The sequence below is a fragment of the Luteimonas aestuarii genome, from assembly GCF_004357985.1.
In the GTDB taxonomy this organism is placed as follows: Bacteria; Pseudomonadota; Gammaproteobacteria; order Xanthomonadales; family Xanthomonadaceae; genus Luteimonas; species Luteimonas aestuarii.
The window spans coordinates 45,115-69,101 of sequence record NZ_SMTF01000010.1 but is presented as its reverse complement, the minus strand read 5'-3'; the positions used below and the strand labels follow the sequence as shown (position 1 = coordinate 69,101).

The 23,987-nt window shown below is 69.5% G+C and carries 19 protein-coding genes, 1 tRNA gene and 1 riboswitch; of the genes, 15 read left to right on the top strand and 5 right to left on the bottom strand.

Features of this window, described 5'->3' with window-relative positions:
- Nucleotides 1–729, top strand: a complete 729-nt coding sequence (locus E2F46_RS12120) for a ComF family protein (RefSeq protein WP_243720406.1) — start codon at nt 1–3, stop codon at nt 727–729.
- 26 nt (nt 730–755) lie between these two features.
- On the opposite strand, the gene ubiA is transcribed toward E2F46_RS12120, so the two are convergent.
- The gene (gene ubiA / locus E2F46_RS12115) at nt 756–1,661 is read right to left on the bottom strand and encodes a 4-hydroxybenzoate octaprenyltransferase (protein ID WP_133322387.1); all 906 of its coding nucleotides are present in this window, start codon (nt 1,659–1,661) and stop codon (nt 756–758) included.
- A 70-nt stretch (nt 1,662–1,731) separates the two neighbouring features.
- On the opposite strand from ubiA, the gene E2F46_RS12110 reads away from it, so the two are divergent.
- From E2F46_RS12110 to E2F46_RS12085, 6 genes are all read left to right on the top strand, one after another.
- Nucleotides 1,732–1,808 (top strand) — tRNA-Arg (locus E2F46_RS12110).
- 102 nt (nt 1,809–1,910) lie between these two features.
- The gene (locus E2F46_RS12105; protein ID WP_133322385.1) at nt 1,911–2,426 is read left to right on the top strand and encodes a c-type cytochrome; all 516 of its coding nucleotides are present in this window, start codon (nt 1,911–1,913) and stop codon (nt 2,424–2,426) included.
- 193 nt (nt 2,427–2,619) lie between these two features.
- Nucleotides 2,620–4,302: an ExeM/NucH family extracellular endonuclease gene (locus tag E2F46_RS12100; RefSeq protein ID WP_165967453.1), complete on the top strand. Its 1,683-nt coding sequence runs from the start codon at nt 2,620–2,622 to the stop codon at nt 4,300–4,302.
- A gap of 29 nt (nt 4,303–4,331) precedes the next feature.
- Nucleotides 4,332–5,000 (top strand): alpha/beta hydrolase, encoded by a 669-nt coding sequence (locus E2F46_RS12095; protein WP_133322381.1) that lies wholly within the window; start codon nt 4,332–4,334, stop codon nt 4,998–5,000.
- Nucleotides 4,993–6,150 (top strand): cell division protein ZapE, encoded by a 1,158-nt coding sequence (zapE, locus tag E2F46_RS12090; protein WP_133322379.1) that lies wholly within the window; start codon nt 4,993–4,995, stop codon nt 6,148–6,150. Before E2F46_RS12095 ends, zapE begins: the two co-directional genes overlap by 8 nt.
- Nucleotides 6,150–6,911 (top strand): SIR2 family NAD-dependent protein deacylase, encoded by a 762-nt coding sequence (locus E2F46_RS12085; protein WP_243720405.1) that lies wholly within the window; start codon nt 6,150–6,152, stop codon nt 6,909–6,911. Before zapE ends, E2F46_RS12085 begins: the two co-directional genes overlap by 1 nt.
- Before the next feature lie 38 nt (nt 6,912–6,949).
- On the opposite strand, the gene E2F46_RS12080 is transcribed toward E2F46_RS12085, so the two are convergent.
- Nucleotides 6,950–7,708, bottom strand: coding sequence for an AraC family transcriptional regulator (locus tag E2F46_RS12080; RefSeq protein ID WP_133322377.1), 759 nt, complete (start codon nt 7,706–7,708; stop codon nt 6,950–6,952).
- 171 nt (nt 7,709–7,879) lie between these two features.
- Between E2F46_RS12080 and E2F46_RS12075 the strand changes: the two genes are divergently transcribed.
- Complete coding sequence (locus E2F46_RS12075) at nt 7,880–8,854, top strand: alpha/beta hydrolase fold domain-containing protein (RefSeq protein WP_133322375.1); 975 nt, start codon at nt 7,880–7,882, stop codon at nt 8,852–8,854.
- A complete protein-coding gene (locus E2F46_RS12070) occupies nt 8,851–9,450 on the top strand; it encodes an FMN-binding negative transcriptional regulator (protein ID WP_133322373.1) in 600 nt (199 codons plus the stop codon). The genes E2F46_RS12075 and E2F46_RS12070 overlap by 4 nt, the downstream gene beginning before the upstream one ends.
- A 379-nt stretch (nt 9,451–9,829) precedes the next feature.
- Here the strand turns inward: E2F46_RS12070 and E2F46_RS12065 are convergent, their stop codons facing one another.
- Together E2F46_RS12065 and E2F46_RS12060 are read right to left on the bottom strand one after the other, a co-directional pair.
- The gene (locus tag E2F46_RS12065; RefSeq protein WP_133322371.1) at nt 9,830–11,986 is read right to left on the bottom strand and encodes a TonB-dependent siderophore receptor; all 2,157 of its coding nucleotides are present in this window, start codon (nt 11,984–11,986) and stop codon (nt 9,830–9,832) included.
- Between the two features lie 169 nt (nt 11,987–12,155).
- Nucleotides 12,156–14,063 carry a S9 family peptidase gene (locus E2F46_RS12060; protein WP_165967452.1) on the bottom strand — a complete coding sequence of 636 codons (1,908 nt, stop codon included), beginning with the start codon at nt 14,061–14,063 and terminating at the stop codon, nt 12,156–12,158.
- 299 nt (nt 14,064–14,362) lie between these two features.
- A riboswitch (cobalamin riboswitch) is annotated at nt 14,363–14,585 on the top strand.
- Between the two features lie 287 nt (nt 14,586–14,872).
- On the opposite strand from E2F46_RS12060, the gene E2F46_RS12055 reads away from it, so the two are divergent.
- From E2F46_RS12055 to E2F46_RS12040, 4 genes are all read left to right on the top strand, one after another.
- Nucleotides 14,873–17,209, top strand: a complete 2,337-nt coding sequence (locus E2F46_RS12055; protein ID WP_243720410.1) for a ribonucleoside-diphosphate reductase subunit alpha — start codon at nt 14,873–14,875, stop codon at nt 17,207–17,209.
- 149 nt (nt 17,210–17,358) lie between these two features.
- Nucleotides 17,359–18,378 (top strand): ribonucleotide-diphosphate reductase subunit beta, encoded by a 1,020-nt coding sequence (locus E2F46_RS12050; protein WP_133322365.1) that lies wholly within the window; start codon nt 17,359–17,361, stop codon nt 18,376–18,378.
- Between the two features lie 157 nt (nt 18,379–18,535).
- Complete coding sequence (locus E2F46_RS12045) at nt 18,536–18,955, top strand: acyl-CoA thioesterase (protein ID WP_133322363.1); 420 nt, start codon at nt 18,536–18,538, stop codon at nt 18,953–18,955.
- An 84-nt stretch (nt 18,956–19,039) separates the two neighbouring features.
- On the top strand, nt 19,040–19,297 hold the full coding sequence (locus E2F46_RS12040) for a DUF2789 domain-containing protein (protein ID WP_133322361.1): 258 nt from the start codon (nt 19,040–19,042) through the stop codon (nt 19,295–19,297).
- A gap of 71 nt (nt 19,298–19,368) precedes the next feature.
- On the opposite strand, the gene E2F46_RS12035 is transcribed toward E2F46_RS12040, so the two are convergent.
- Complete coding sequence (locus E2F46_RS12035) at nt 19,369–20,262, bottom strand: fructose bisphosphate aldolase (protein WP_133322359.1); 894 nt, start codon at nt 20,260–20,262, stop codon at nt 19,369–19,371.
- A gap of 212 nt (nt 20,263–20,474) precedes the next feature.
- On the opposite strand from E2F46_RS12035, the gene E2F46_RS12030 reads away from it, so the two are divergent.
- Together E2F46_RS12030 and E2F46_RS12025 are read left to right on the top strand one after the other, a co-directional pair.
- Complete coding sequence (locus tag E2F46_RS12030) at nt 20,475–23,249, top strand: di-heme oxidoredictase family protein (protein ID WP_133322357.1); 2,775 nt, start codon at nt 20,475–20,477, stop codon at nt 23,247–23,249.
- Nucleotides 23,250–23,327: 78 nt separating this feature from the next.
- Nucleotides 23,328–23,984, top strand: a complete 657-nt coding sequence (locus E2F46_RS12025; protein ID WP_133322354.1) for a mechanosensitive ion channel domain-containing protein — start codon at nt 23,328–23,330, stop codon at nt 23,982–23,984.
- Nucleotides 23,985–23,987: the final 3 nt, after the last annotated feature.

Sequence of the window (23,987 nt, the reverse complement as noted above, 5' to 3'; positions counted from 1 at the left end):
ATGTCCGGGCCTGTCAACCAAATCCTGCCCGCGCCGGTTGACGGCTGGTGGCGCCGACTGTTGCTGCGGCTCTCGCACCCGCGCTGCCTGGTGTGCCGCGAGGCCGGTGACGACGGGCGCGAGCTCTGCACCCGCTGTGCCGCCACCCTTCCCTGGCTGCGCGCGGCCTGCCTGCGTTGCGCCCTGCCGTTACCCGGGGCCGAGGCCACTTGTGGCCATTGCCTGCGTCGCCCTCCGGTATTGGCCGAGACGCATGCGGCCTTCCTGTACGGAACGCCCGTCGACCGGCTGCTGCCGCGGCTGAAGTTCCACCGCGACCTCGCCGCGGGCCACCTGCTGGCCGGCTGCATGGCCGAGGCCTTCGCCGGTCTGCCTCGCCCCGACGCTCTCATCGCCGTCCCGCTGCACCCGGCGCGCCTGCGCCGCCGCGGCTACGACCAAGCGCTGGAGCTGGCCCGGCCGCTGGCGCATACGTTGGGCATTCCCTTGCTGCAGGGGGCCTTGGTGCGCGCCCGGGCCACCACCGCGCAGTCGCGGCTGGATGCCGCGCAGCGCAAGCGCAACCTGCGCGGCGCCTTCCTGGCCACGGCCCGGACGCCGCTGCCGGCCCATTTGGCGCTGGTGGACGACGTGATGACCACCGGCGCCACGCTGCAGGCCGCAGCCACCGCCCTGCGGCGCGCCGGCGTGGCGCGCGTGGATGCCTGGGTCTGCGCGCGGGTGCCGTAGCGCATCGCAACCCGCGGATGCGCGAGTCAGCGCAATGCGAAATCCGCGGCAATGCCAACGAACACCGCCATCCCCACCCAATGGTTGTTGAGGAACGCGCGGAAACAGCGTTCGCGATCGCGCGTGCGCGCCATCGCGAACTGGTACGCCACGAACCCGGCCGCGACTGCCAGCCCGATCCAGTAGTACTGGCCCAGCCCCGCGTCGCGGCCCACCAGCCCCAGCGCGGCGAACGTCAACGCATACAGCACCGCCTGCGCGACGAGGTCGAGGTCACCGAACAAAATCGCGGTCGATTTTGCACCCATGCGGATGTCATCGTCGCGATCGACCATCGCATACCAGGTGTCGTAGGCCGTCGCCCAGAAGATGTTGGCCACGTACAGCACCCACGCCACCGGAGGCACGGTGCCCTGCACGGCGGCGAAGCCCATTGGAATGCCCCAGCCGAATGCCACGCCCAGGTACACCTGCGGCAGGTAGGTGTAACGCTTGAGGTAGGGATAGCTGGCGGCGAGGAATACGCCCAACACGCTCATCAGGATCGCCAGCCGGTTCAGCGTCAGCACCAGTGCGAAGGCGACCAGCATCAACGCCGCGAACACCAGCAGCGCCTCGCGCCCCGACACCGCACCCGTGGCCAGCGGCCGGTGCTTCGTGCGCTCGACGCTGCCGTCGAGCCACCGGTCCGCATAGTCGTTGATCACGCAGCCGGCCGAGCGCGTCAGCCACACCCCTGCGCTGAACACGACCAGGATCCACCAGGGCGGAACCCCGCCCGAGGCCACCCACAGCCCCCACCAGGTCGGCCACAGCAGCAGCAGCCAGCCGATCGGCCGGTCGCCGCGCACCAGCGCCCAGTACTGGCCCAGGCGCTCGCGCCAGCGCGGCAGTGGCGGCGGCGATATCGGGGTGTGGCGTTCGTAACCCATGGCTCTCCGGATCGGTCCCGCGAACGCGTACTCGCGCCGCGGGGCACGATCATGGAACAATACGCGGCTCGCGCCTGTAGCTCAGCCGGATAGAGTAGTGGCTTCCGAAGCCATTGGTCGGGGGTTCGAATCCCTCCAGGCGCGCCAGTCCGGCGACATGTCGCTGGCGCCAAGTGCCGGCCATGCGGATGGCCGGTTGTTTATACTTCGTCGTCAGCTGCGGCCCGGCGGCCGTGCCAAGGGTGTCCTGTGCGTAATTACGACCTCGAATTCCTCAAGCGCTTCTCGCTGGTGATCGGCTTCCTGGTGCTGGTGACGCTGGGCCTGATCATCGGTTCGATCTTCCTGCACCGGGCCCTGCCGCAAGAAGTACACCCGTCGGTGGCCCAGCGCACCGAGGCGCGGATCGCGCCGGTGGGCGACGTGTATGCGGGCAGCACGGGCGCCGCGGCGCAGGCGGCCGCGACGGCCGCAGCCGCAGCTGCCGCAGCCGCCCAGGTGGCTTATGGCGGCACGCTGGACGGCTCGGTGATCTACCAGAACCTGTGCGCGGGCTGCCACACCTCCGGCGCCGGCGGCGCGCCCAAGCTGGAAACGGCCGCTTGGGCCGCACGCATCGCACAGGGCCGCGACACGCTCTACCGCCACTCCATCGAAGGCTTTACCGGCGCGTCCGGAGTGATGCCGGCCCGCGGCGGCAACCCGGCGCTGAGCGACGAGCAGGTCGAGGCCACCGTCGACTGGATGGTCGAACACCTGCAGTAAGCTGGCCGCCATGCGTGCGCCACGAACGCCGCCTCCGGGCGGCGTTTGCATTTGCGCCGCGCCCTGCACAACGGAGCGCCTGATGCATCGCTTTTCCTGGATGGCCCTCGCCGCCGCGATCGGTCTCATGCTGACCGGATGCCGCAGTTTGGGGGTCGACGCCACATCCGCCGCACCCGATCCCGCCTGGGTCATGTCGATCGGTGCCGTGCAGGGGACGGGCGCGACCAGCCTCCACCTTGGGCAAGCGGTGACCGTCGAAGGGGTGGTCACGGCCGACATGCGCGAGGGCCTGGGTGGCTGGTTCGTGCAGGACGCGGGCGATGGCGATCCCGCCACGTCCGACGGCCTGTTCATCGCCGCGGATGGCGCATCGATCCACGCTCGGGGCGAGGCGGGACCCCTGCTGGCAGGCGATCGCGTGCGTGCCTTCGGCACCGTCGCCGAGCTCCACGCCGAAGGTCAGTCCACGCGCGGCACGCTGACCTCGCTCTCGAATGCCACGCTGACCGTCGTGGCGCGCGAGGCGCGGTTGCCGGGCGCCGTCGCCATCACCACCGCCCCCGACGACTGGGAACGATATGAAGGCATGCGCGTACGCATCGACGCGCCGCTGACCATCAGCGGCCACCACGACCTGGCGCGCCGCGGCACCCTGGTCGCCAGCTTCGACGGCCGCCTGCACGTGCCCACCGAAATCGCCCCGCCCGGCGACGCCGCGCGCGCGGTGATGGCCGACAACGCCCGCCGCCGGCTGCTGATCGACGACGGCAGCGATGCCGAACGGCCGGAGACCCTGTGGTACCTCGATGGCCAGCCACCGCCCCGCAGCGGCAGCACCATCACCCTGGCCGAAGGCATCGTCGACCAGCGCCACGGCCAGTACCGCCTGCAGGCCACCGCGCCGCTGCGAATCGCGTCCGCCCCGCGCCCCGAACCACCGCGCGTGGGTGGCGATACCCGCATCGCCGCCTTCAACCTCGAGAACCTGTTCAACGGCGATGGCCGCGGCGGCGGCTTCCCGACCGCGCGCGGCGCGCGCACGCTGGCCGAGTACGAGGCGCAACTCGCCCGCTTGGTCGCCACCATCCACGCGCTGGACCCGGACATCGCGGCACTGATGGAGCTGGAGAACGACGGCTTCGACCGGCACTCCAGCATCGCCCAACTGGTCGACGCCCTGAATGCCGCGGGCGCGGACTGGCGCTACGTCGATGCCGGCCAGGGCCCGGGCGACGATGCCATCCGCGTCGGCCTGCTGTACCGCGCCGGCCACGTGCGGCCGGTCGGCCGGGCCGCCACGCTGGAGGACGGCCCGTTCGGCCCGCGCAGCCGTGCGCCACTGGCGCAGGCCTTCCGTCGGGGCGATGGCCCGGCCTTCGTCGTCGTCGCCAACCACTTCAAATCCAAGGGCTGCAGCGAGGCCGAAGGCGCGGAGCGCGACCAGGGCGACGGCCAGGCCTGCTGGAACGCGCTGCGTACCGACTCGGCACAACGGCTGATGGCATGGCTGGGCACCAACCCGACCGGCTCGGGCAGCGATCTTGTCGCCATCGTCGGCGATCTGAACGCCTATGCCATGGAAGACCCCGTGCAAGCCTTCATCGCGGCGGGCTGGGTGGATGCCTTCCTGCCGGCGCACGGTCCGGCACCGCACAGCTATGTGTTCGACGGCCAGGCCGGCCGACTCGACCATGCCCTGCTCAGCCCGGCGCTGGCCGCGCGCCTCGTCGGCGCCGCCAAGTGGCACAGCAATGCCGATGAACCACAGAACGTCGGCTATCGTGGTGCCAACGGCTCGGATCGGCCGGCATCTCCGTGGCGCAGCTCCGACCACGATTCGCTGGTCACCGGCTTCCGGCTGGCCACACCCTGAGCGCACACCCGAGCGACTATCATCGCGGCATGGCCAGCCCCCGCTTCCCCGACGACTCCGCCACGCTGACCCTGCCCGGCCCCGCCGGCGCGCTGGAAGTCGCGGTCGATGCAGCCGATGCCGAGGCCAAACCGCGCCCGCTGGTGGCCATCGTCTGCCACCCGCTGCCCACCGAGGGCGGCACCATGCACAACAAGGTGGTGACGATGGTGGCGCGCAGCCTGCGCGAACTGGGTGCCACCACCGTCCGCTTCAACTTCCGCGGCACCGGCGCGTCCGAGGGTACGTTCGACCACGGCCGCGGTGAACGCGATGACCTGCGCGCCGTCGCCGCCTGGGTCCGCGAACAACGCCCCGGCGACACGCTGTGGCTGGCGGGCTTCAGCTTCGGGGCGTATGTCTCGCTGCTGGCGGCGGAAGAACTCGATCCGGCGATGCTGATCTCGATCGCGCCGCCGGCCGGCCGCTGGGATTTCGACGTGGTGCCGATGCCGACGATGCCGTGGCTGGTGGTGCAGGGCGAGAACGATGAGATCGTCGACCCGCAGGCCGTGTACGACTGGCTGGACAAGGGCGACGCCAAGGCCGAGCTTGTGCGCATGCCCGATACCAGCCACTTCTTCCATCGCAAGCTGATCGACCTGCGCGGCGCGATCAAGCACGGCGTGCGCCAGTACCTGCCGGCCGCGAATGACTGACGCGCAAGCGGCGGCGCGGCCGTCGGCACGCTATCGCGACGGCGTGGCCCGCGGCGACTGGAGCGACGACCCCGCGCAACACGAAGCGCTCCGCGCGCTGGATGGATTGCACGAAGCGCTGCTGCAGCCGCAGCCGCGCAGCCTGCTGGGCAAGCTGCTGGGACGCGAGCGCGCGGCTGCACCGATGGGCCTGTACCTGTGGGGCGGGGTGGGGCGCGGCAAGACCTTCCTGGTCGATCTGTTCTTTGCGGGATTGACGCTTCCGGACGTGCGTTCGGCGGACCTGCATGGCGTCAGCGCCGGGCGTGGCGACGGCAACGGCAAGCGCCGCACGCACTTCCACCGCTTCATGCGCGGCGTACACGAGCAACTGCGCGAACACGCCGGCGAGGCCGATCCGCTGGCGGCGATCGTGCGCGGCTGGCGGCGCCACCTGCGCGTGCTGGTGCTGGACGAGTTCTTCGTCAGCGACATCGGCGATGCAATGCTGCTGGGCCGCCTGCTGGAGCGCATGTTCGCCGAAGGCATCGTGCTGGTCACCACGTCCAACGTCGACCCGCAGGACCTGTACAAGGATGGCCTGCAGCGCGCGCGCTTCCTGCCGGCGATCGCGCTCGTCCAGCAACATTGCGACGTGGTGTTCCTCGACAGCGACGTCGACTACCGCCTGCGCGCACTGACCCGTTCACCGGTGTATCGCGCGCCGCTGGACGACGCCAGCGACGCCTGGCTCGAATCGCGCTGGCATGAACTGGGCGGCGACGATGCCAATCGCGACGCCGGCATCGACATCGACGGCCGCCGCATCGCGGTGCGCGCCCGCTGCAAGGACATGGCGTGGTTCGATTTCGACGCCCTGTGCGAAGGCCCGCGCGGCGCGACCGACTACATCGAGATCTCGCGCGAGTTCCACACCGTGCTGCTGGGCGGCATCCCGGTGCTGGGCGAGACGCGCAACGATGCCGCGCGCCGCTTCGTCACCCTGGTCGATGAGCTCTACGACCGCCACGTCAACCTGGTCTGCACCGCCGATGCCGCGCCGCACGCGCTGTACGCCGGCGAGCGCCTGGCCGGCGCCTTCGAGCGCACCGCGTCACGCCTGGTGGAAATGCAGAGCGCCGAGTACCTGGCCGCGCAGCATCGCGCCTGATGGCGATGCCGCCACCACCGGCGATCGCCAATGCGGTTCGCGACGCGATCTCGCACGATGGCCGCATCTGCGTGCTGACCGGCGCCGGCATGTCGGCCGAAAGCGGCGTGCCGACCTTCCGCGGCACCCAACACGACCTGTGGTCGCGCTTCGACCCGATGCAACTGGCGACCGCCGAGGCCTGGCGCGCGGACGCCGCACTGGTCTGGGCGTGGTACCGCTGGCGGATGGCGCTGGTGCGCGATGCGCAACCGCATGCCGGCCACCGCGCGCTGGCGGAACCGGCGCGCCGCACGTCGCGCGTCACCCTCGTCACCCAGAACGTCGATGACCTTCACGAGCGCGCAGGCAGCGTCGTCGATGCGCACGTGCACGGCAGCCTGTTCGCCTTGCGCTGCTTCGATTGCGGCAGTGGGCACGAGGGCGGGTTGCCGCCATTGGATCCCGCTGCGCAACGCATCGCGCCGATGGCATGCGCGTACTGCGGCGGCGGCATCCGCCCCGGCGTGGTCTGGTTCGGCGAAGCCCTGCCGGATGACGCCTGGCAGGTGGCCACCGATGCCGCGCGCGATTGCATGCTGATGCTGGTGGTCGGCACTTCCGGCCTGGTGCATCCGGCCGCGGGCCTGCCTGCACTGGCCAGGCGCAGCGGCGCGACGGTCGTCGAGATCAACCCCGAACGCACCGCGCTGTCCGACGATGTCGATGTCAGCTGGCGCGCGACGGCAGGCGACGCCTTGCCCCTGTTGCTCGGCGCCTGAGCCCGGCATCAACCCGACCGACTGCGCTCACCAATGCGTCAGCGCACGACGTACACGCTGGGCGGCTCGCCGAAGGCGCGGTGGAACATCGCGGTGAATGCGCTGGGGCTTTCGTAGCCGACGTCCAGCGCGACCGAGGTGATCGAGCGGCCCGCGGCCAGCAGCGACACCGCTTCCATCAGCCGCACCTGTTGCCGCCATAGGGCGAAGCCCATGCCCAGTTCCTGCTTGAAGGCACGGGTGAAGGTGCGCCGGCTCATGCCGATCAGCACCGACCATGCATCGATGTCGCGCTGGTCCGCGGGGTTGGCGATGATCGCCTGGCACACGCGCACCAGGCGCGGGTCGGAGGGCATCGGCACGTGGTAGGGCGCATTCGGCATCTGCCGGATCTCGTCGAGCAGCAACCACGCGATCCTGCCTTCGCGGCCCTCCAGGTCGTACTCGGTGGGGAATTTCACCACTTCCAGTACCAATGCCTTCAGGAAGTCGGAGACCTCCAGCACGCGACAGCTGCCGGGGTCGGTGTCGTGCGCGGGATCGATGTACAGCGTACGCAGCGATACGGCGCCGCGGCAGGACACCTCGTGCATCATCCCGGCCGGCAGCCAGACGGCGCGCTGCGGCGGGATCACGAAGCTGGTGTGCGGCGTGACCACCGACATCACCCCGGACGAGGCGTACAGGAACTGCGCATGTTCATGGCAGTGCCGGGGATCGACGAAGCCGGCCGGATACTCGTCCTCGAGTCCGATCATGGGCCTGGCCTTCAGTGGATAGTCCTGGCTGTGCTTCATGGCCCCGTGGGTTCGCCTCCGTCATCCGATCACACCGCAACCGGAGGGACACCGCAAGCGCATCCGCCCGCACGCACGCCTATCTGGCCCAACCGCGAGAGTCTTCGGCCTGTCCCGGTCGCCATCGCAGCGCCTCCGACGCTAACGTGGCCGCTCCACGGGGAGGACGGCATGGACAACGCCAGCGCGCAAACGGGCAAGGGCCCGCAAGACGACGTCGATCCGCGGATCCGCCTGTTCCTGCAGCGCATGAACGCCGGTTACGCGGCGTATCCCGAACTGCCGTCCGCCTCGCTGCCCGAGGCGCGCCGCATTGCCGAAGCGGTGCGCGCGCAGTGGAGCGCGGGTGGGCCTGGCATGGCCTCCGTCGAAGAGCTCCACGTGGGCGCGCTGCAGACACGCATCCGCATCCTGAGGCCTGTCGCCGGCACCACGCTGCCGGCGCTGGTCTACCTGCACGGCGGCGGCTGGACCATGTTCAGCATCGATACCCACGACCGCCTCATGCGCGAATACGCAGCGCGCGCCGGCGTGGCCGTGGTGGCGGTGGACTACAGCCTGTCGCCCGAAGCCAGGTTCCCGCGCGCGCTGGAGGAGACCGTCGATGTGATCGGCTGGCTTCGCGGGCATGGCGACGCGCACGGGATCGAATCCTCGCGAATGGCGATTGGCGGCGACTCGGCGGGCGCGAACCTGTCGGTTGCCAGCCAGCTGCACCTGCGGGCAGCGGGACACGCAATGCTGTCGGCGATGCTGCTCAACTATGGCGTGTACACCGACCGCCGCACGGCTTCGTGGGACCGCTACGATGGCCCGGACTACATGCTCGAGTCCGGCGAGATGCAGCGCTTCTGGGACAACTACCTGCGCAGCGACGACGATCGCCGGGATCCGCTTGCAATGCCGCTGCTGGCCGACCTGCGCGGCTTGCCGCCAGCCTTCATGGCGATTGCCGAATGCGACATCCTGGCCGATGGCAACCATGCCATGGCCGAGGCGCTGCGCGAAGCGGGCGTGGACACCGACGCGCGCACCTACCGTGGCGCGACGCACAGCTTCCTGGAAGCGATGTCGATCGCGCCGCTGGCGGGCCACGCGATCGACGACGCAGCCGCCTGGTTGCGGCAGCAACTGGGCCTGGCATGAGCGCCCCGTTCGATCCGCGCAACCACGCCGACGTCCTCGCGCTGGTGCGCCGGCATCCGCTGGCCTGGGTGGTCCCACGCACAGGGGATGCCCCCGCGACGCCGCTGCCGCTGCTGGCCGAATGCGATGGCGATGGCGATGGCCGCATCGTGGCGCTGTTCGGGCACCTCGCGCTGCGCAACCCGCTTGTCGAAACGCTGCGCCATGCGCCGCGCGCCCTGCTGCTGTTCAACGGGCCGCAGGGCTACATCACGCCACGGCTGGTGTCGAAGCCGGACTGGGGCCCGACCTGGAACTACGCGGTGGCCCGGTTCGACGTGCGGGTCGAGTTCGTGCCGGACGAAACCGACGCGTCGCTGGTCCGCCTCGCCCGGCACCTGGAGGCCGTCCACGATGCGCCGTGGACCGTCGAACGCATGGGTCCGCGCTACGACCAGTTGCGCCAGCACATCATCGCGTTCCGCGCCCATGTGGTGCAGGCGCATGCGACCTTCAAGCTCGGGCAGGACGAAGCACCTGCGACGTTCGGCGAGATTGTCGACGGGCACCCCGACGCGTCCCTGGTCGAGTGGATGCGCCGGATGCGCAACGACTGACCGGGCCATACGGGCCGCATGTCGCCACTGCGCCGTCGCCGCCACCCTCTCCCGGCGTTTCGACGCCCAGGCGAGGGCATCCCTGCACGGCGTCCGCTGCGCGAGCAGCCATCGCGCCTCCCGGATCGGGCCGCGGGCATCCTCGGTCTCCTCCGGTCGCGGCCCACATCCGTCGGACAGGGCGCGAGCGCAGCCGATGCGCAGGAATGCGTCACCACCATCCTGTTGAATGCCCGCAGGCCGGCCGGTCTTCACGACCGGAGAATGGCCGCCTGCCTGGCATCCGACGAAGCGCCGACGCGGCCTCAGCACACAGGAAGGCAGGCCATCGCTGGCCTGCCCGAGGGATGACCCGGCGGACCGGGCCGGGAATGCGCGATCAGAGCCGCCAGGTCACGCTGGCCATGAGTTGCCGCCCTTGCCCGTAGATGCAGTTGGCGATGGCCGAACAGCGGCCCACGTACTCCTTGTCGAACAGGTTGGTGGCATTGAGCGCGAAGCGCCAGTTGTCGCGGTCGTAGTGGACGATCGCATCCCAGATCATGGTCGATTTTGTATCGATCACTTCAGGGTTCCACTGCCCCGGCAGGCTGCCGGCGGACTTGCTGAGGTAACGACCTCCCAGGCCGAAGCCGAGTCCGGCGAGGCTCCCTTCCTGCAGGGTGTAATCGACCAGGCCGGTGAGCTTGTGTTCGGGCGTGGTCGGCAGCGGTGCGCCCGCCGCGAAGCCGGCCGCGTCACGCACCACTTCCGAATCGGTGTAGGTGTAAGAGCCATTGATGCTCCAGCGGTCGTGGATGCGCGCCACCACTTCCAGCTCCGCGCCCTGGACCTGGACCTCGCCGAGCTGTCGGCCTGACATCGGCGTCTGCCCGGACTGCAGGCTGACCAGGTTGTCCTGCTGGATGCGGTACAGCGCCGCGGTCGCGAACAGGCGCACGCCCGCCGGCAGCGCGCGTGCATCGAACTTCACGCCCGCCTCGACCTGTGCACTGGTGCTGGGCTTGAACTCCTCGCCGGTCTCGGAATCGACACCGAGCACGGGCTCGAACGAGGTGCCGTAGCTGACGTACGGTGCCCAGCCACTGTCGAACACGTAGTTCAACCCCGCCCGCCAGGTGAATTCATCCTGCCTGGTGGTGTTGCCGGTCTGCTTGTTGTGCAGGTTGACGTCGTCGTAGCGGCCGCTCAGGGTCGCCACCACGTTGCCGGCCTTGATCTGGTCCTGTACGTAGAGTCCGCCCTGGCGCACACGCTGGTTGTTGAACACGATCGAGCGCTCCGGGGTGACGATCGGCGAGGCACCGTACACCGGGTTGAAGGCATCCAGCGGCGGTGCGGCGGTGAAGCCGTAGCGCGCGAAGTTCTCCAGCTCGCGGTAGTCGTAGCCCACCAGCAGCGAATGGCGCGCGCCTTGCCCGAACCCGAAGCTGAAGCGGTTGTCGATCGCCATTCCCTCCACGTCCTCGGCCCACGGGTAGCTGTTGCGATTGACCGTGCGCATGTCGGCCTGGAAACCGGCCGAGTACACGATCAACCGCTCTTCCTGGTAGTCGTACCACTTCGCGTTCTGCTGGAACGACACGCGGTCGTTGAAGGCATGGCGGAAGTCCCAGCCGATCGCGCTCTGCGTGCGGTCGTAGCGGTTGTAGTCCGGCTCGCCGAGGTTGCGGCTGCGCGGGATCACGCCGTTGGGATTGCCGAGCCGGGTGCCGTGGGCCGGCAGGTAGCCGTTGGTCTCGCCGGTGTTGGCGTCCTTCTGGTAGTACGCCAGGCCGGTCAGCGAAGTGCGCTCGCCGATGTCCCAGGTGAAGGTGGGCGCGAAGTAGGTGCGCTCGCCGGTGACGTGGTCGGTCTGCGAACCGCGGTCGCGGTAGAGCAGGGTGGCGCGCGCGGCCAGGCCGTCGGCCAGCGAGCCGGTCACCGTGCCGTGCACCTGCTTGTAGTCCTCGTTGCCGAAGCGCACGCCCAGTTCGCCGCCGAAGGTCTGCTCCGCGCGACGGCTGGTGAGGTTGTAGATGCCGCCCGGCGGCGAATTGCCGTACAGCACCGCGGCCGGGCCCTTCAGCACGTCCACTTCCTGGAACCCATACAGGTCCACGCCCACGTTGAAGATGGTGGTGGTGATCGGCGCCTGCAGGCCGTCGATGTACTGCTTGGGGGTGAAGCCGCGCAGCGTGAGGAAGTCGAAGCGCAGGTCGGGCCCGTAGTTCTCGCCGACGATGCCGGCCGTGTAGCGGATCGCCTGCTGCACGTCGGTGAAGCCGAGCAGGTCGATCTGGTCGCGGGTCACCACCGAGATCGACTGCGGCGTTTCTATCAGCGGCGCGCCGGACTTGGTGGCGGTCATGCTGCCGGACGGCACGTAGTCGGGCGCGGTCACGACCACGCGGTCCAGGTCCGAAGCGCTGCGGCTCGTGGCAGGGTCCGCCTGCTGCGCATGCGCGGCGCCCGCGATGAGGACGAGCGAAATCGCGCCGGCGAGGATGCGGCGACAATGTCCGCCGAGGCGGGGAGGCGTGCTGCGGATGGTCATGTGGTTCCCCGGAAGTGGTTCGGCTGGCTGGCAATGATCGGCGTCGAAAGCAGGGTGCTCTTTGTCTGCACTTCGAATATGGGCCGGGCAGGGCCTGTCGATTGCATCGCGTGGGTCGGATGCCATCGAATTCAGGCCAAGCCGCGAACACACCGCCCGCGGCGATGGATCAGGGCGCCTGCAGGTGCCTGTCGAGCCAGTCGAGCACGCGCTCGAGCAGGTCGGTTTCCTGGCGCCGATCGCTCAGCCAGTGGCGCGCGCCTGGGTAGCGCACCATCGTCACCGGCGTTCCCTGGAAGGCGAGTGCGCGATGCAGCATCCGGCCCTGGTCGAGCGGGACGCGGGTGTCCCGGTCGCCGTGCAGGATCAGCATCGGCACGGCGATCCGGCCGACGTGGCGGATGGGCGAATGCCGGTCGTAGTGCGCGCGCCGCTCGACGGGATCGCCGAAATAGCCGGGCAGGTAGTCGGGCGTGTCGGTGGTCAGCGCCATCGCACCGATGTCGCTGACCCCGGCGCCGACGATCGCGGTACGGAAGCGATCGGTCCTCGCCACCGCCATCGCAGACAGATAGCCCCCGTAGCTCCAGCCACCGATGGCCAGTCGCGCCGGGTCGAGGAGGCCCTCGGCCACGAGTACATCCACGCCATCCAGGACGTCCTGCAGGTCCGCGCCGCCCCAGTCGTTGCGGCTGGCTTCGGCGAACGCCTGGCCCTGGCCTTCCGAGCCCCGCGGGTTGGGCAGCAGCACCGCATAGCCATGCGACGCCAGGAATTGCCCCCAGTCGTGCCACGATCCCATCCAGCCCGACCACCACGCCCATGCCGGACCGCCGTGGATCTGCACCAGCGCCGGCAGCGGACCCTCGCGTTCGCCCGGCGGCAAGACCAGCACGCCGTGGATCGGCAGCCCGTCGCGCGAACTGCTCCACGACAGCTCGCGCACTTCGCCGCGCGCCCATTGCGCGACCTGGGGGTGGCTGCGGGTCAGCGGGGAGGCATCGCCATCGCGCAGCAACCAGATGTCCGCGGGCATGTCCGACGCCATGCCCACGTACGCGATCGTGCCATCGGGCGACACGCTGAAGCCGTTGCCGGCGGACTGCACGCGCGCCAGCATCCGCGCACGGCCGGTGTCTGCGTCGACCGCCAGGAACTCGCTGCGCACGCCACGCAGGCCCTGTACGACGAGCGACGAAGCGTCGCGCCAGCGCACGTTCCAGGTCGTGCCCGGCCAGTCGTGCGCCACCACGGTACGGGTGCCGGTGGCGAGGTCGTGGACGATCGCGTCGGCGCTCATCGCATGCGCATGCAGCTCCGAGTACAGCAGCCGCGTCCCATCCGGCGACCACGCCAGGTCGCGTGCCGCGGCGCGGGCGAACACGGTGGGGCCGAGGTCGCCGCCTTCGGCATCGTGCAGGACGATGCGCGAGCGGTACCAGTAGTCGTTGATCGTCGGCGCATCGGCAACCCGCAAGACGAAACGATTGCCGTCCGGGGACCATGCCGCGTCCAGCACGTGCACGCGTGGCGGGGTGAGCACGCGCGCCGCGCCGGTATCGATGTCGTGCACCCACAGCCGTGCGAAACGGTCGTGACGGTCCACCTCCACCACCTCGCCGGACTTGTCCGGATCGGGGCGCGGGTCCTCGGCGGCGTAGGCGATGCGACGCCCGTCGGGGGACCACCAGAACGACGACACCGACACCCCCGCCTCGGTGACGGGCTGCGCCTGGCCGCCCTCGGCCGGGATGCGCCACACGCGCGTGGCGGCCTCCTCGTCTTGCGTCCCGCCACGATCGGACAGGAAGGCGAGCCAGCGCCCATCCGGCGACCACTGTGGCGCATGGTCGCCCGCACCGTCCGGAGTCGGGACCTCGTGCACGTCACCCGCGCCTTCCGCCGGCACGATCCGGATCCGGCTGCTCCGTTCGTCCGCATCGTCGACATGCGCCCGCACCACGTAGGCCACGCGCCGCCCGGCGGGATCGAAGCGCGGGGCCTCGACCTGGTGCAGCTGGACCAGGTCGGCGGGCGTGATCGGCCGTGGTGCCGGTGCCGCCGGACCGGGTGCCATGGACACTGCGAGCACGCTTGCCGCGACCAGCGTCCGCCATCCTGCCACTGCTGCCATCCCGCTTCCCCACGCTCGACCGACTGCACTCGAGTATGCGTTGCGCGCGTAGGGCGGAAGCCCCGCCGCGGGCCTTGCGTCATTGCAAGCGGGCCACGGGGCACGCATCGCCTCCCACCCGGTGTCGCGGGGCGGCATGCAACGCGCGATCCACTGGCCTCGCGCCCGGTCGCAGGCCAGGCCCGTGGAACCACCGCAGGCCTTGTTCCACAACATTTCGTGTTGACGATTCCATGACACCCCACTATGTTGTGGCCGTCGGTTCCCGCGGCCGCAAGCCGCGGGATGAAAAGGGAAGCCGGTCCAGGTGCCTTCGCACCCAACCCGGCACTGCCCCGCAGCGGTAGGTGGAAACGAACCCGTCATTGGCACTGGAGCGCAGCCTCCGGGAAGCGATGGGCTAGGAGGAAGGCCAGGCCTTCCGCGTCCACGAGTCCGAAGACCTGCCGACAGCCGCGCGCATGCACGCCGCGCGGTGCCGGCCGAAGGATCTCCGGGGGGAGAGGGCTGGCGAAGCAGTTCGCGCCACGCCCGTGGTCGCGGTCCCTGCGACGCCTCCGTTCCACCTTGCAGGTCCCACGCCACGCTCGCCTTCGAGGGACAGGCGCGCGCCGTGCATCCGCATGGAGGACCGCAACATGACCCAGATCGACACCGTCGTGGCCGAAGCCGGCCGCGCCGAGGCCGCAACGCGCAACGATGCGTCGCCCGGCAATGGATTCAACCTGACTCCGCCGCCCACCGCCACCACCATGCGCGTGACCAAGCGCAACGGCGGCAGCGAGGCGGTGGACCTCAACAAGATCGTGCGCGCGGTCACCCGCGCCGCCGAGGGCCTGCACGCGGTCGAGCCGATGCGCGTCGCCACCCGCACCATCAGCGGCCTGTACGACGGCGCGACCACGCAGGAACTCGACGAGCTGTCGATCCGCACCGCCGCGCTGCTGACCGGCGAGGAGCCCGAGTACAGCCGCTTGGCCGCGCGCCTGCTGGCGGGCGTGGTCGCCAAGGAAGTGATGGGGCAGGAGATCCACGCGTTCTCGCAATCGGTCGCGCGCGGGCACGAGGTGGGGCTGATCAACGACCGCCTGCTCGGCTTCGTGCAGGCCAATGCGCGCAAGCTCAACGACGCCATCGACGTGTCGCTGGACGCCGGTTTCGATTACTTCGGCCTGCGCACGCTGTACGACCGCTACCTGCTGCGCCACCCGCACACGCGCAAGGTGATCGAGACCCCGCAGCAGTTCTTCCTGCGCATCGCCTGCGCGCTCTCCGAGGACGTACCCGAGGCCCTGGCGCTGTACCGGCGCATGGCCGAACTCGATTACCTGCCGTCGTCGCCGACGCTGTTCAACAGCGGCACCACGCACGAACAGCTGTCGTCGTGCTTCCTGCTCGATTCGCCCACCGACACGCTGGAATCGATCTACCAGAAGTACGGCGACATCGCGCAGCTGTCGAAGTTCAGCGGCGGCATCGGGGTGAGCTTCACCCGGGTGCGTTCGCGCGGCTCGCTGATCAAGTCGACCAACGGCCACAGCAACGGCATCGTGCCGTGGCTGAAGACGCTGGACTCCTCGGTCGCCGCGGTCAACCAGGGCGGCAAGCGCAAGGGCGCGGCCTGCGTGTACCTGGAGCCGTGGCATGCGGACGTGGAGGAATTCCTCGAACTGCGCGACAACACCGGCGACGAGGCGCGGCGCACGCACAACCTCAACCTGGCCAACTGGATCCCGGACCTGTTCATGCGCCGGGTCGAGGCCGACGCCGAGTGGTCGCTGTTCGATCCGCGCATCGTGCCCGAGTTCACCGACCTGTACGGCGAAGCCTTCGAGCGCGCGTACGAGCAGGCCGAAACGCAGGGCAGGGCGGTGAAGACGGTCAAGGCGCGCGAGCTTTACGCGCGGATGATGCGCACGCTGGCGCAGACCGGCAACGGCTGGATGACGTTCAAGGACAAGTGCAACCGCGCCAGCAACCAGACGCTGCGCGCCGGCAACGTGATCCACCTGTCCAACCTGTGCACCGAGATCCTCGAGGTCACCTCGGCCGAGGAAACCGCGGTGTGCAACCTTGGTTCGATCAACCTGTCGCGCCATTTCGACGGCGACGGCCAGTTCGATTTCGACAAGCTGGCCGAGACCGTGCGCCTCGCGGTGCGCCAGCTCGACCGGGTGATCGACCTCAACTTCTACCCGATCGAATCCGCGCGCCGCGGCAACCTGCGCTGGCGTCCGGTGGGGCTGGGCTGCATGGGCCTGCAGGACGTGTTCTTCCGCCTGCGCCTGCCGTTCGACAGCGAGGGCGCACGCGCGCTGTCGGCGCGGATCGCCGAGACCATCTACTTCCACGCGCTGGAAACCTCGTGCGAACTGGCGCAGGAGCGAGGCAAGCACCCGTCGTTCGCCGACACGCGCGCGGCCGGTGGCGAACTGCAGTTCGACGCCTGGGGCGTGGTACCCGACAACGCCGAGCGCTGGGATGCGCTGCGCGAACGGATCAAGACCCACGGCCTGCGCAACTCGCTGCTGGTCGCCATCGCGCCCACCGCGACCATCGCCTCGATCGCCGGCTGCTACGAATGCGTCGAGCCGCAGACCAGCAACCTGTTCAAGCGCGAGACGCTGTCGGGCGACTTCCTGCAGGTCAACCGTTACCTGGTGGCCGAGCTGAAGAAGCTGGGGCTGTGGACGCCGGAGATGCGCGACGCGATCAAGCTGGCCGAAGGCTCGATCCAGTCGATCCCGGAGATCCCCGAGGTGTTGCGCAGCATCTACCGCACCACCTGGGAAGTGCCGATGCGTGCGCTGATCGACATGGCCGCCGACCGCGGCGCCTTCATCGACCAGTCCGCGTCGCTCAACCTGTTCATGGAAAGCCCGAAGATCGGAGCGCTGTCGTCGATGTACATGTACGCGTGGAAGAAGGGCATCAAGACCACGTACTACCTGCGCTCGCGCCCGGCGACGAAGATCGCCAAGACCACCGTGGGCAGCGTGGCCGCGGATGCGCCGAGATCGGCATACACGCCCGACGACGCCATCGCCTGTTCGCTGGAGAACCCGGAGAGCTGCGAGGCCTGCCAGTAGCCGTTCACCCCTCACCCTGCTTGTCACCCTGCCCCGTTCACGGGGGAGGGCCGGGGTGGGGGCCACCGCCGCCACGCCAACCCTCGCGCTTCGCGCCCCCATCCCAACCTTCCCCGCACGCGGGGGAAGGGGCCAAAAGAAGAAGACTGATGTCCACCCACAACCGCCAACTCCTGCTCGACCCCGGGTTCGAACTCACCCTGCGCCCGATGCGCTACCCGCAGTTCTACGAGATGTACCGCAACGCCATCCGCAACACCTGGACGGTGGAGGAAGTGGACTTCTCGCTGGACACCCACGACCTGAAGCACAAGTTCGGCCCGGCCGAGCGCCACCTGATCGAACGCCTGGTCGCATTCTTCGCCACCGGCGACTCCATCGTGTCCAACAACCTGGTGCTCAACCTGTACCAGCACATCAACGCGCCGGAAGCGCGCATGTACCTGTCGCGGCAGCTGTACGAGGAAGCGCTGCACGTGCAGTTCTACCTGACCCTGCTCGACACCTACCTGCCCGACCCGGCCGCGCGCGCCAAGGCCTTCGCCGCGACCGAGAACATCCCGTCGATCCGGCGCAAGGCCGAGTTCTGCTTCAAGTGGATCGACTCGCTGCAGGACGTGCAGCGCATCGAGACGCGCGAGCAGCGCCGCCAGTTCCTGCTGAACATGGTGTGCTTCGCGGGCTGCATCGAAGGCCTGTTCTTCTTCGGCGCGTTCGCCTACGTGTACTACCTGCGTTCGCGCGGCCTGCTGCATGGGCTGGCCAGCGGCACCAACTGGGTGTTCCGCGACGAGAGCGCGCACATGGCGTTCGCGTTCGAGGTGATCCGCACCGCGCGCGAGGAAGAACCGGACCTGGTGGACGACGACTTCAGGCGCCAGGTGGTGGAGATGATGGAAGAGGCGGTGGCGTGCGAGTACGCCTTTGCCGAGGACACGCTGTCGGGCGGCGTCGCAGGGCTGTCGCTCAAGGACATGCGCGAGTACCTGCAGTACTGCGCCGACCAGCGCATGGCGCAGCTGGGCATGCCCAGGCACTTCGGCTCGCGCAACCCGTTCCCGTTCATGGACCTGCAGGACGTGCAGGAGCTGACCAACTTCTTCGAGCGCCGCGTGTCCGCCTACCAGGTCGGCGTGGAGGGCGAGGTGGCGTTCGACGAGGCGTTCTGAACCGGGCGATGCGTCGGCAAGGCCTGGCGTTGTCGCCCGTCGCCGGCATCGGCGTCCGGTTGTGGCATTGCCCGGCCGATGGAGTGTCGACGCCAGCCCGGGATTCAGCCATGCTCGCCACCGGGAGGGCATCGCGTTCTGCAACCGGAGTACACGCATGCCTGAGATCGCCGCCATCGCCGCGCCGCCCACCGAGGCGCGCCTGCTGCACATGGTCTTCCCCGACCACACCAACCACTTGGGCACCCTGTTCGGCGGGCAGGCGCTGGCGTGGATGGACATGGCGGCGTTCATCGCCGCCTCGCGCTACGCGCGCAGTACCGTGGTCACCGCCCGTTCCGAACAGGTCGATTTCAACCAGCCGATCCACAAGGGCGACCTGGTCGAAGTGGTCGCGCGGATCGCCAAGGTGGGGCGCAGCTCGATGCATGTCGAGGTCGAGGTCATCACCGAGAACCTGCTCAATGGCGAGCGCAAGCTGTGCACCCGCGGCAAGTTCGTGATGATCGCCCTGGATCCGCTGGGCCAGCCGACGCCGGTGCCATCGCTGCCCGCGCCATCCGTGGCCGTCGACTGATCGCACTGGCATCACGCGGCGTTCGATCCGCCGCCGCTACCGTGCCGGACGACATTCCATGCCGACGCATCGAAGGGAGCCCCGATGGACGCGACCGAACCCAGCATGACCAACCTGTTCCTGCAGCTCGGCCTGGATGCCGGCGAGGCCGACATCGCCACGTTCATCCGCAGCCACCAGCTGCCCGCGGACGTGAAGCTCACCGAGGCGCCGTACTGGAGCGACGCGCAGCGCCAGTTCGTCTCCGAGCAACTGCGCGTCGATGCGGCGTGGGCGATGGTGGTCGACCAGCTCAACGAGTCGCTGCACGAGGATGCGGTGAAGGCGCGGACCGGGCTCTAGCGCACCCGCATACGTGCACCAAGGAAAAGGCCGGCGACAAGCGCCGGCCTTCCGTCCTGCGACACGGCAAGTCAGGCGATCGAAGCGCGATAGATCGATTCGATGGAGGCATCAAGCGCCGCGTTGAACTCCTCGTCGCTCTGCTTCGCGCTCAGCCCTTCGCTCAACGCGCGGCTGAAGCTGGCGACCACGCCCGGATTTTTCGCCAGCTTGGCATTGGCGTCGTCGCGGCTGTAGCCGCCCGACAGCGCCACCACCTTCAGCACGCTGGGGTGGTCGACCAGCTCGCGGAAGTAGCCGTCCACACTGGGCAGGGTGAGCTTGAGGATCACCGGGGTGGCAGGATCGACCTTGTCCAGTCGCGCCAGCAGGCCCTGCTTCAGTTCGACCTCGATCGCTGCCTTGTCGGCGGCATTGATGTCGACTTCCGGCTCGATGATCGGCACCAGGCCGGCGTCGAGCACCTGCTGGCCGAGTTCGAACTGCTGGTCGAGCACGTCGGCGATGCCCTTGGCGTTGTTCTGCTTGATGACCGAGCGCTCCTTGGTGCCGAACACGCCCTTGGCCTTCGCCCGCGCCAGCAGTCCGGACAGGCCGGGGATCGGCTTGAGCCGCTGCACGCCATCGGCCTCGTCCTCCAGGCCCTTGTCGATCTTCAGGAACGGCACCACGCCCTTGTCTTCCCACAGGTAGGCCACCGCGTCCTTGCCGCCGAACTTGTCGTCCATGGTGCGCTCGAACAGGATCGCGCCGAACACGCGCTCGCCGTTGAACGCCGGGCTGCTGACGATGCGTTCGCGCATCGCGTGCACCAGCGCGAACATCTCGGCGTCGCCGGCGTATTCCGATTCCTCGATGCCGTAGAGCTTGAGCGCCTTCGGCGTGCTGCCGCCGCTCTGGTCGAGCGCGGCGATGAAACCGTTGCCCGATGCGATGCGGTCGCGCTGCTGGGAATGGATGGCCACGAACTCGTCTCCTTTCGCCCGGCACCCGGGACTGGCATGGGCCCGTGATCATACCGGCACGCCCACCCCCCGCCCAGCCGGGGCAACGCCGCCGCGAAACGTGACCTGGCGCGAGGTTCACGCATGGGTGCCATGCCAGCGACCGTAATGGCTGGTAAGAAGTCCGTGGGAGGTTCCTCGTGCCAACCGGCACGACGACCAAGGGAAGACGGATGACCACGATGGCGATGATGCGTGGCGGGCAGGGCCCCCGCGTCGGTGCCGGCGCGCTGCTGGCGAGCCTGCTGCTGGTGGCCTGCGGCGATGGCACGTGGATTGCCTCCCGCGGCAAGACGGGTGCGATCCCGCCTGCGTCCGGGGCCATGGCCGCAGCGCAGGCCATGAACATCACCACCGACCCCGTGCCGCCCGGACGCTATCAACTGGTCGCGGTGCATGGTGGCCACTGCGTCGAGATCGATCGCGGGATCCGCGAGGACGGCGCTGCGGTGGTGACGGCGGCCTGCGACGCCGGGCGGGCCTTCCAGTTCTTCGACGTCGATGTCGCCGGCAGTGGCCTGCGCCTGCGCAACCTCGGCAGCGGCAAGGTGGTCGACATCGCGGGCGCCTCGACCGCCGATGGCGCCCGCGTGCAGCAGTGGACCGACAACGGCAGCGGTGCGCAGCGCTTCCGTATCGAGCGCGTTGGCACCAGCGACCGCTACCGCATCGCCAACGTCCACAGCGGTCGGTGCCTGGCGCTGGCCGGCGCGTCGCCGGCGGCCGGTGTCGCACTGGTCCAGATGGGGTGCAGCGGTGCCACGGCGCAGCTGTTCCACCTGGTCGCAGGCGGCCCGCGCGTGCCTCAGGTCGGCGGTGCACCGCTGCTGCCACCGCTGCCGCCGGTGGTGCGCTCGGCGGAATACCGGCCGCTGCAATGGCCCGGCGGCGGACCGCGCACGCAATACAGCTTGCCCGACGGTACCTTGGTCACCCACGTCGCCGGTCGGGTGCGCAACCGCCATGCGCGCGAGCCGTTCACCGACGACAGCTACGGCCGTTTCCCGCCGCACTACTTCGAGCGCCGCACGCACGAGATCGTCATCTACGACAACGGCCTGCCGGAAGACCCCGACCGCCGCGTGCTGACCATCGTGGTCAGGCCGCAGCACTACTGGTACGGCACCAACTTCCGCCACGGCTTCCTCGGCCGCCGCGCCGACGATCCGCTGGAACCGACCGCGCTGGCGCTGTACGCCAGCAACGGCGGCATGCGGGTGCTGCCCGGCGGGGTCGTCGGCAGCACGCCGCTGGCCAACTACGCCACGCTGGTCCCCGACCCGCAATCGAACTACACGCCCCCCGTGGGTCCGCCCGGCAACGATTTCGTGCTGGTCACCGAAATCCGTACCGCCGCCAACGACGGCCACCGCCCGCTGCGCCGCGGCGACCTGGTCGAGTTCGAGCTGGGCATCTTCCTGGCCGGCAACCCGGACGTGATCGGGCGCTTCAACTACTACGCCGACGCGTTGGTCTACAAGGCCGGTGCCCCCGGGTTGCTGCCGTGGTTCCGTGGCCCCGGCCACGGGGTGCAGCGCCCGCTCGATTCGCTGGAACTACCGCACCATGCGCAGTCGGCGGGGCCGTGGATGACCCTGCACGAGAATGCCTCCGACGAGCAGTTCCGGATGTTCATGCAGGCATCGCACAACATCGCCGGTGCACGCATGCAGCCGTGGGCGGAAGGCCGGCGCCTGCTGCACACCTCGTTCCTGAGCGGTCGGCATTCGGAGGAAAGCAACACCGTGTTCGCCGCCCACGCCGGGAAGAGTGCGCCGCGGTTCTCGCAGACGCGCTGCGTCGACTGCCACCACGACAACGGCCGCAGCTCGCCGCAGGTGCAGGTGCCGCTGCGCCGACTGGGCGTGTTCGTCGGCAGCTTCAACGCCACCGGCGCGCAGCAGGACGATCCGAGGTTCGGCGACCGCCTGCAGCAGGGCCGCTACGCCGAAGGCGGCGAAACCGTGGACGGCCGCGAGGGCGAACTGCGCATCGTGCGCCACGACGAGGTCGCCGGTCGGTTTGGCGACGGCACGGCCTATGTACTGCGCAAACCGGTGTACGAGCTGCGCGACCGCGCCGGCAACGCGCTGCCATTGCCGCCGGCACTGTCGGTGCGCACCGCGCCGTCGCTGGTCGGGCTGGGCCTGCTGGAAGCGGTGTCGGAGGACACGCTGGAACGGTTCGTCGCGCGGCAGGCGACGGATCCCGATGGCATCGCCGGACGGTTGCAGGTCGTGCAGGACGCCAGCGATCCGAGCGTGCGCCGCGTCGGCCGCTTCGGCTGGAAGGCGGCCACGGCCACGCTGGCGCAACAGGTCGCCGTGGCGTTCAACACCGACATGGGCGTGACTTCGCCGCTGGCGCCGCGGCTGGAGTGCGCGCGTGGCACCGCCGGCGCGGCCTGTCGCACGGTCGACGACGGCGTGGCCCGGCTCACCCAGGCCGATATCGAGACCACCGCGCTCTACCTCGGCCTGCTGGGCGTGCCGCCACGCCGCCACTTCCACAATCCGCTGGAACTGGACGCCTCCGCGCGGCAGATGCAGGCCGTGGTGTCGCGCGGCGAGACCCTGTTCGACACGATGCGCTGCACTGCGTGCCATGTGCCGGAGATGACCACCGGCAACCATGCCTTCGCCGAGCTGCGCGAACAGCGCATCCGCCCCTACACCGACCTGTTGCTGCATGACATGGGCCCGGGACTTGCCGATACCTATGTCGAGGGACGCGCGCGTGCGAGCGAATGGCGCACAGCGCCGCTGTGGGGCATCGGCACGGCCGAGGCCATCGACCCCAACGTGCGCTACCTGCACGATGGCCGCGCGGCAACGCTGGAGGAAGCCATCCTCTGGCACGGCGGCCAGGGCACGGCGGCGAAGCAGCGCTACGAAGCCCTGTCTGCGACGGATCGCGCGGCGGTGGTCGCGTTCCTCAAGTCGCTCTGATCAAGGCCGGCGCGACGCGCGCGCTGGCTAGAATGCGCGCACACCCGGGCCATTCCCGCGCCCGACCGGCCCGAACGCATGCTCGCCAACCTCCGAGAACAGTCGCCCGCCTGGCTGCAGGCCTGGTACGTGGAAGCCACCCTGCTGGCGCAGGTGGTGCTGATCCTGCTGGCCGCCCTGTTGCTGCGGGCGCTGATGCACCGGCTGATCTCGCGCCTGTCGCGCCGCTACGACCTGCCGATCCAGATCACGGTCAGCGCGCGGCGTATCGCCGCCTTCCTGATCGGATTCGGCGCGCTGCTGATGGTGCTCGAACGTCTCGGCGTGTCCGGCAGCGTACTGTGGACGGCGTTCACCGGCTTCGCGGCGGTGGCGGCGATCGCGTTCTTCGCCGCGTGGAGCGTGCTCACCAACCTCTTCTGCGCACTGCTGCTGCTGATCACGCGGCCGTTCCGGCTGCAGGACCACATCGAGCTGCTGGAAGGCGGCGACCGTCCGGGGCTGCGCGGACAGGTGGTCGACATGAACCTGATCTACGTCACCCTGCGCGAGACCCACCCGCAGGGCGGAGAAAGCCTGCTGCGCATCCCCAACAGCCTGTTCTTCCAGCGCAGCACGCGGCGCTGGAAGGGCGAGCCGGAGGCACTGCCGGCTCCCGCCGGCTCGGGTGACCGCGGCTCCCCGTTGCCGTCGCCTGCGGCAGGCGGTGGCGGCTCGGCAGTCGGATTCCCCTGAGCG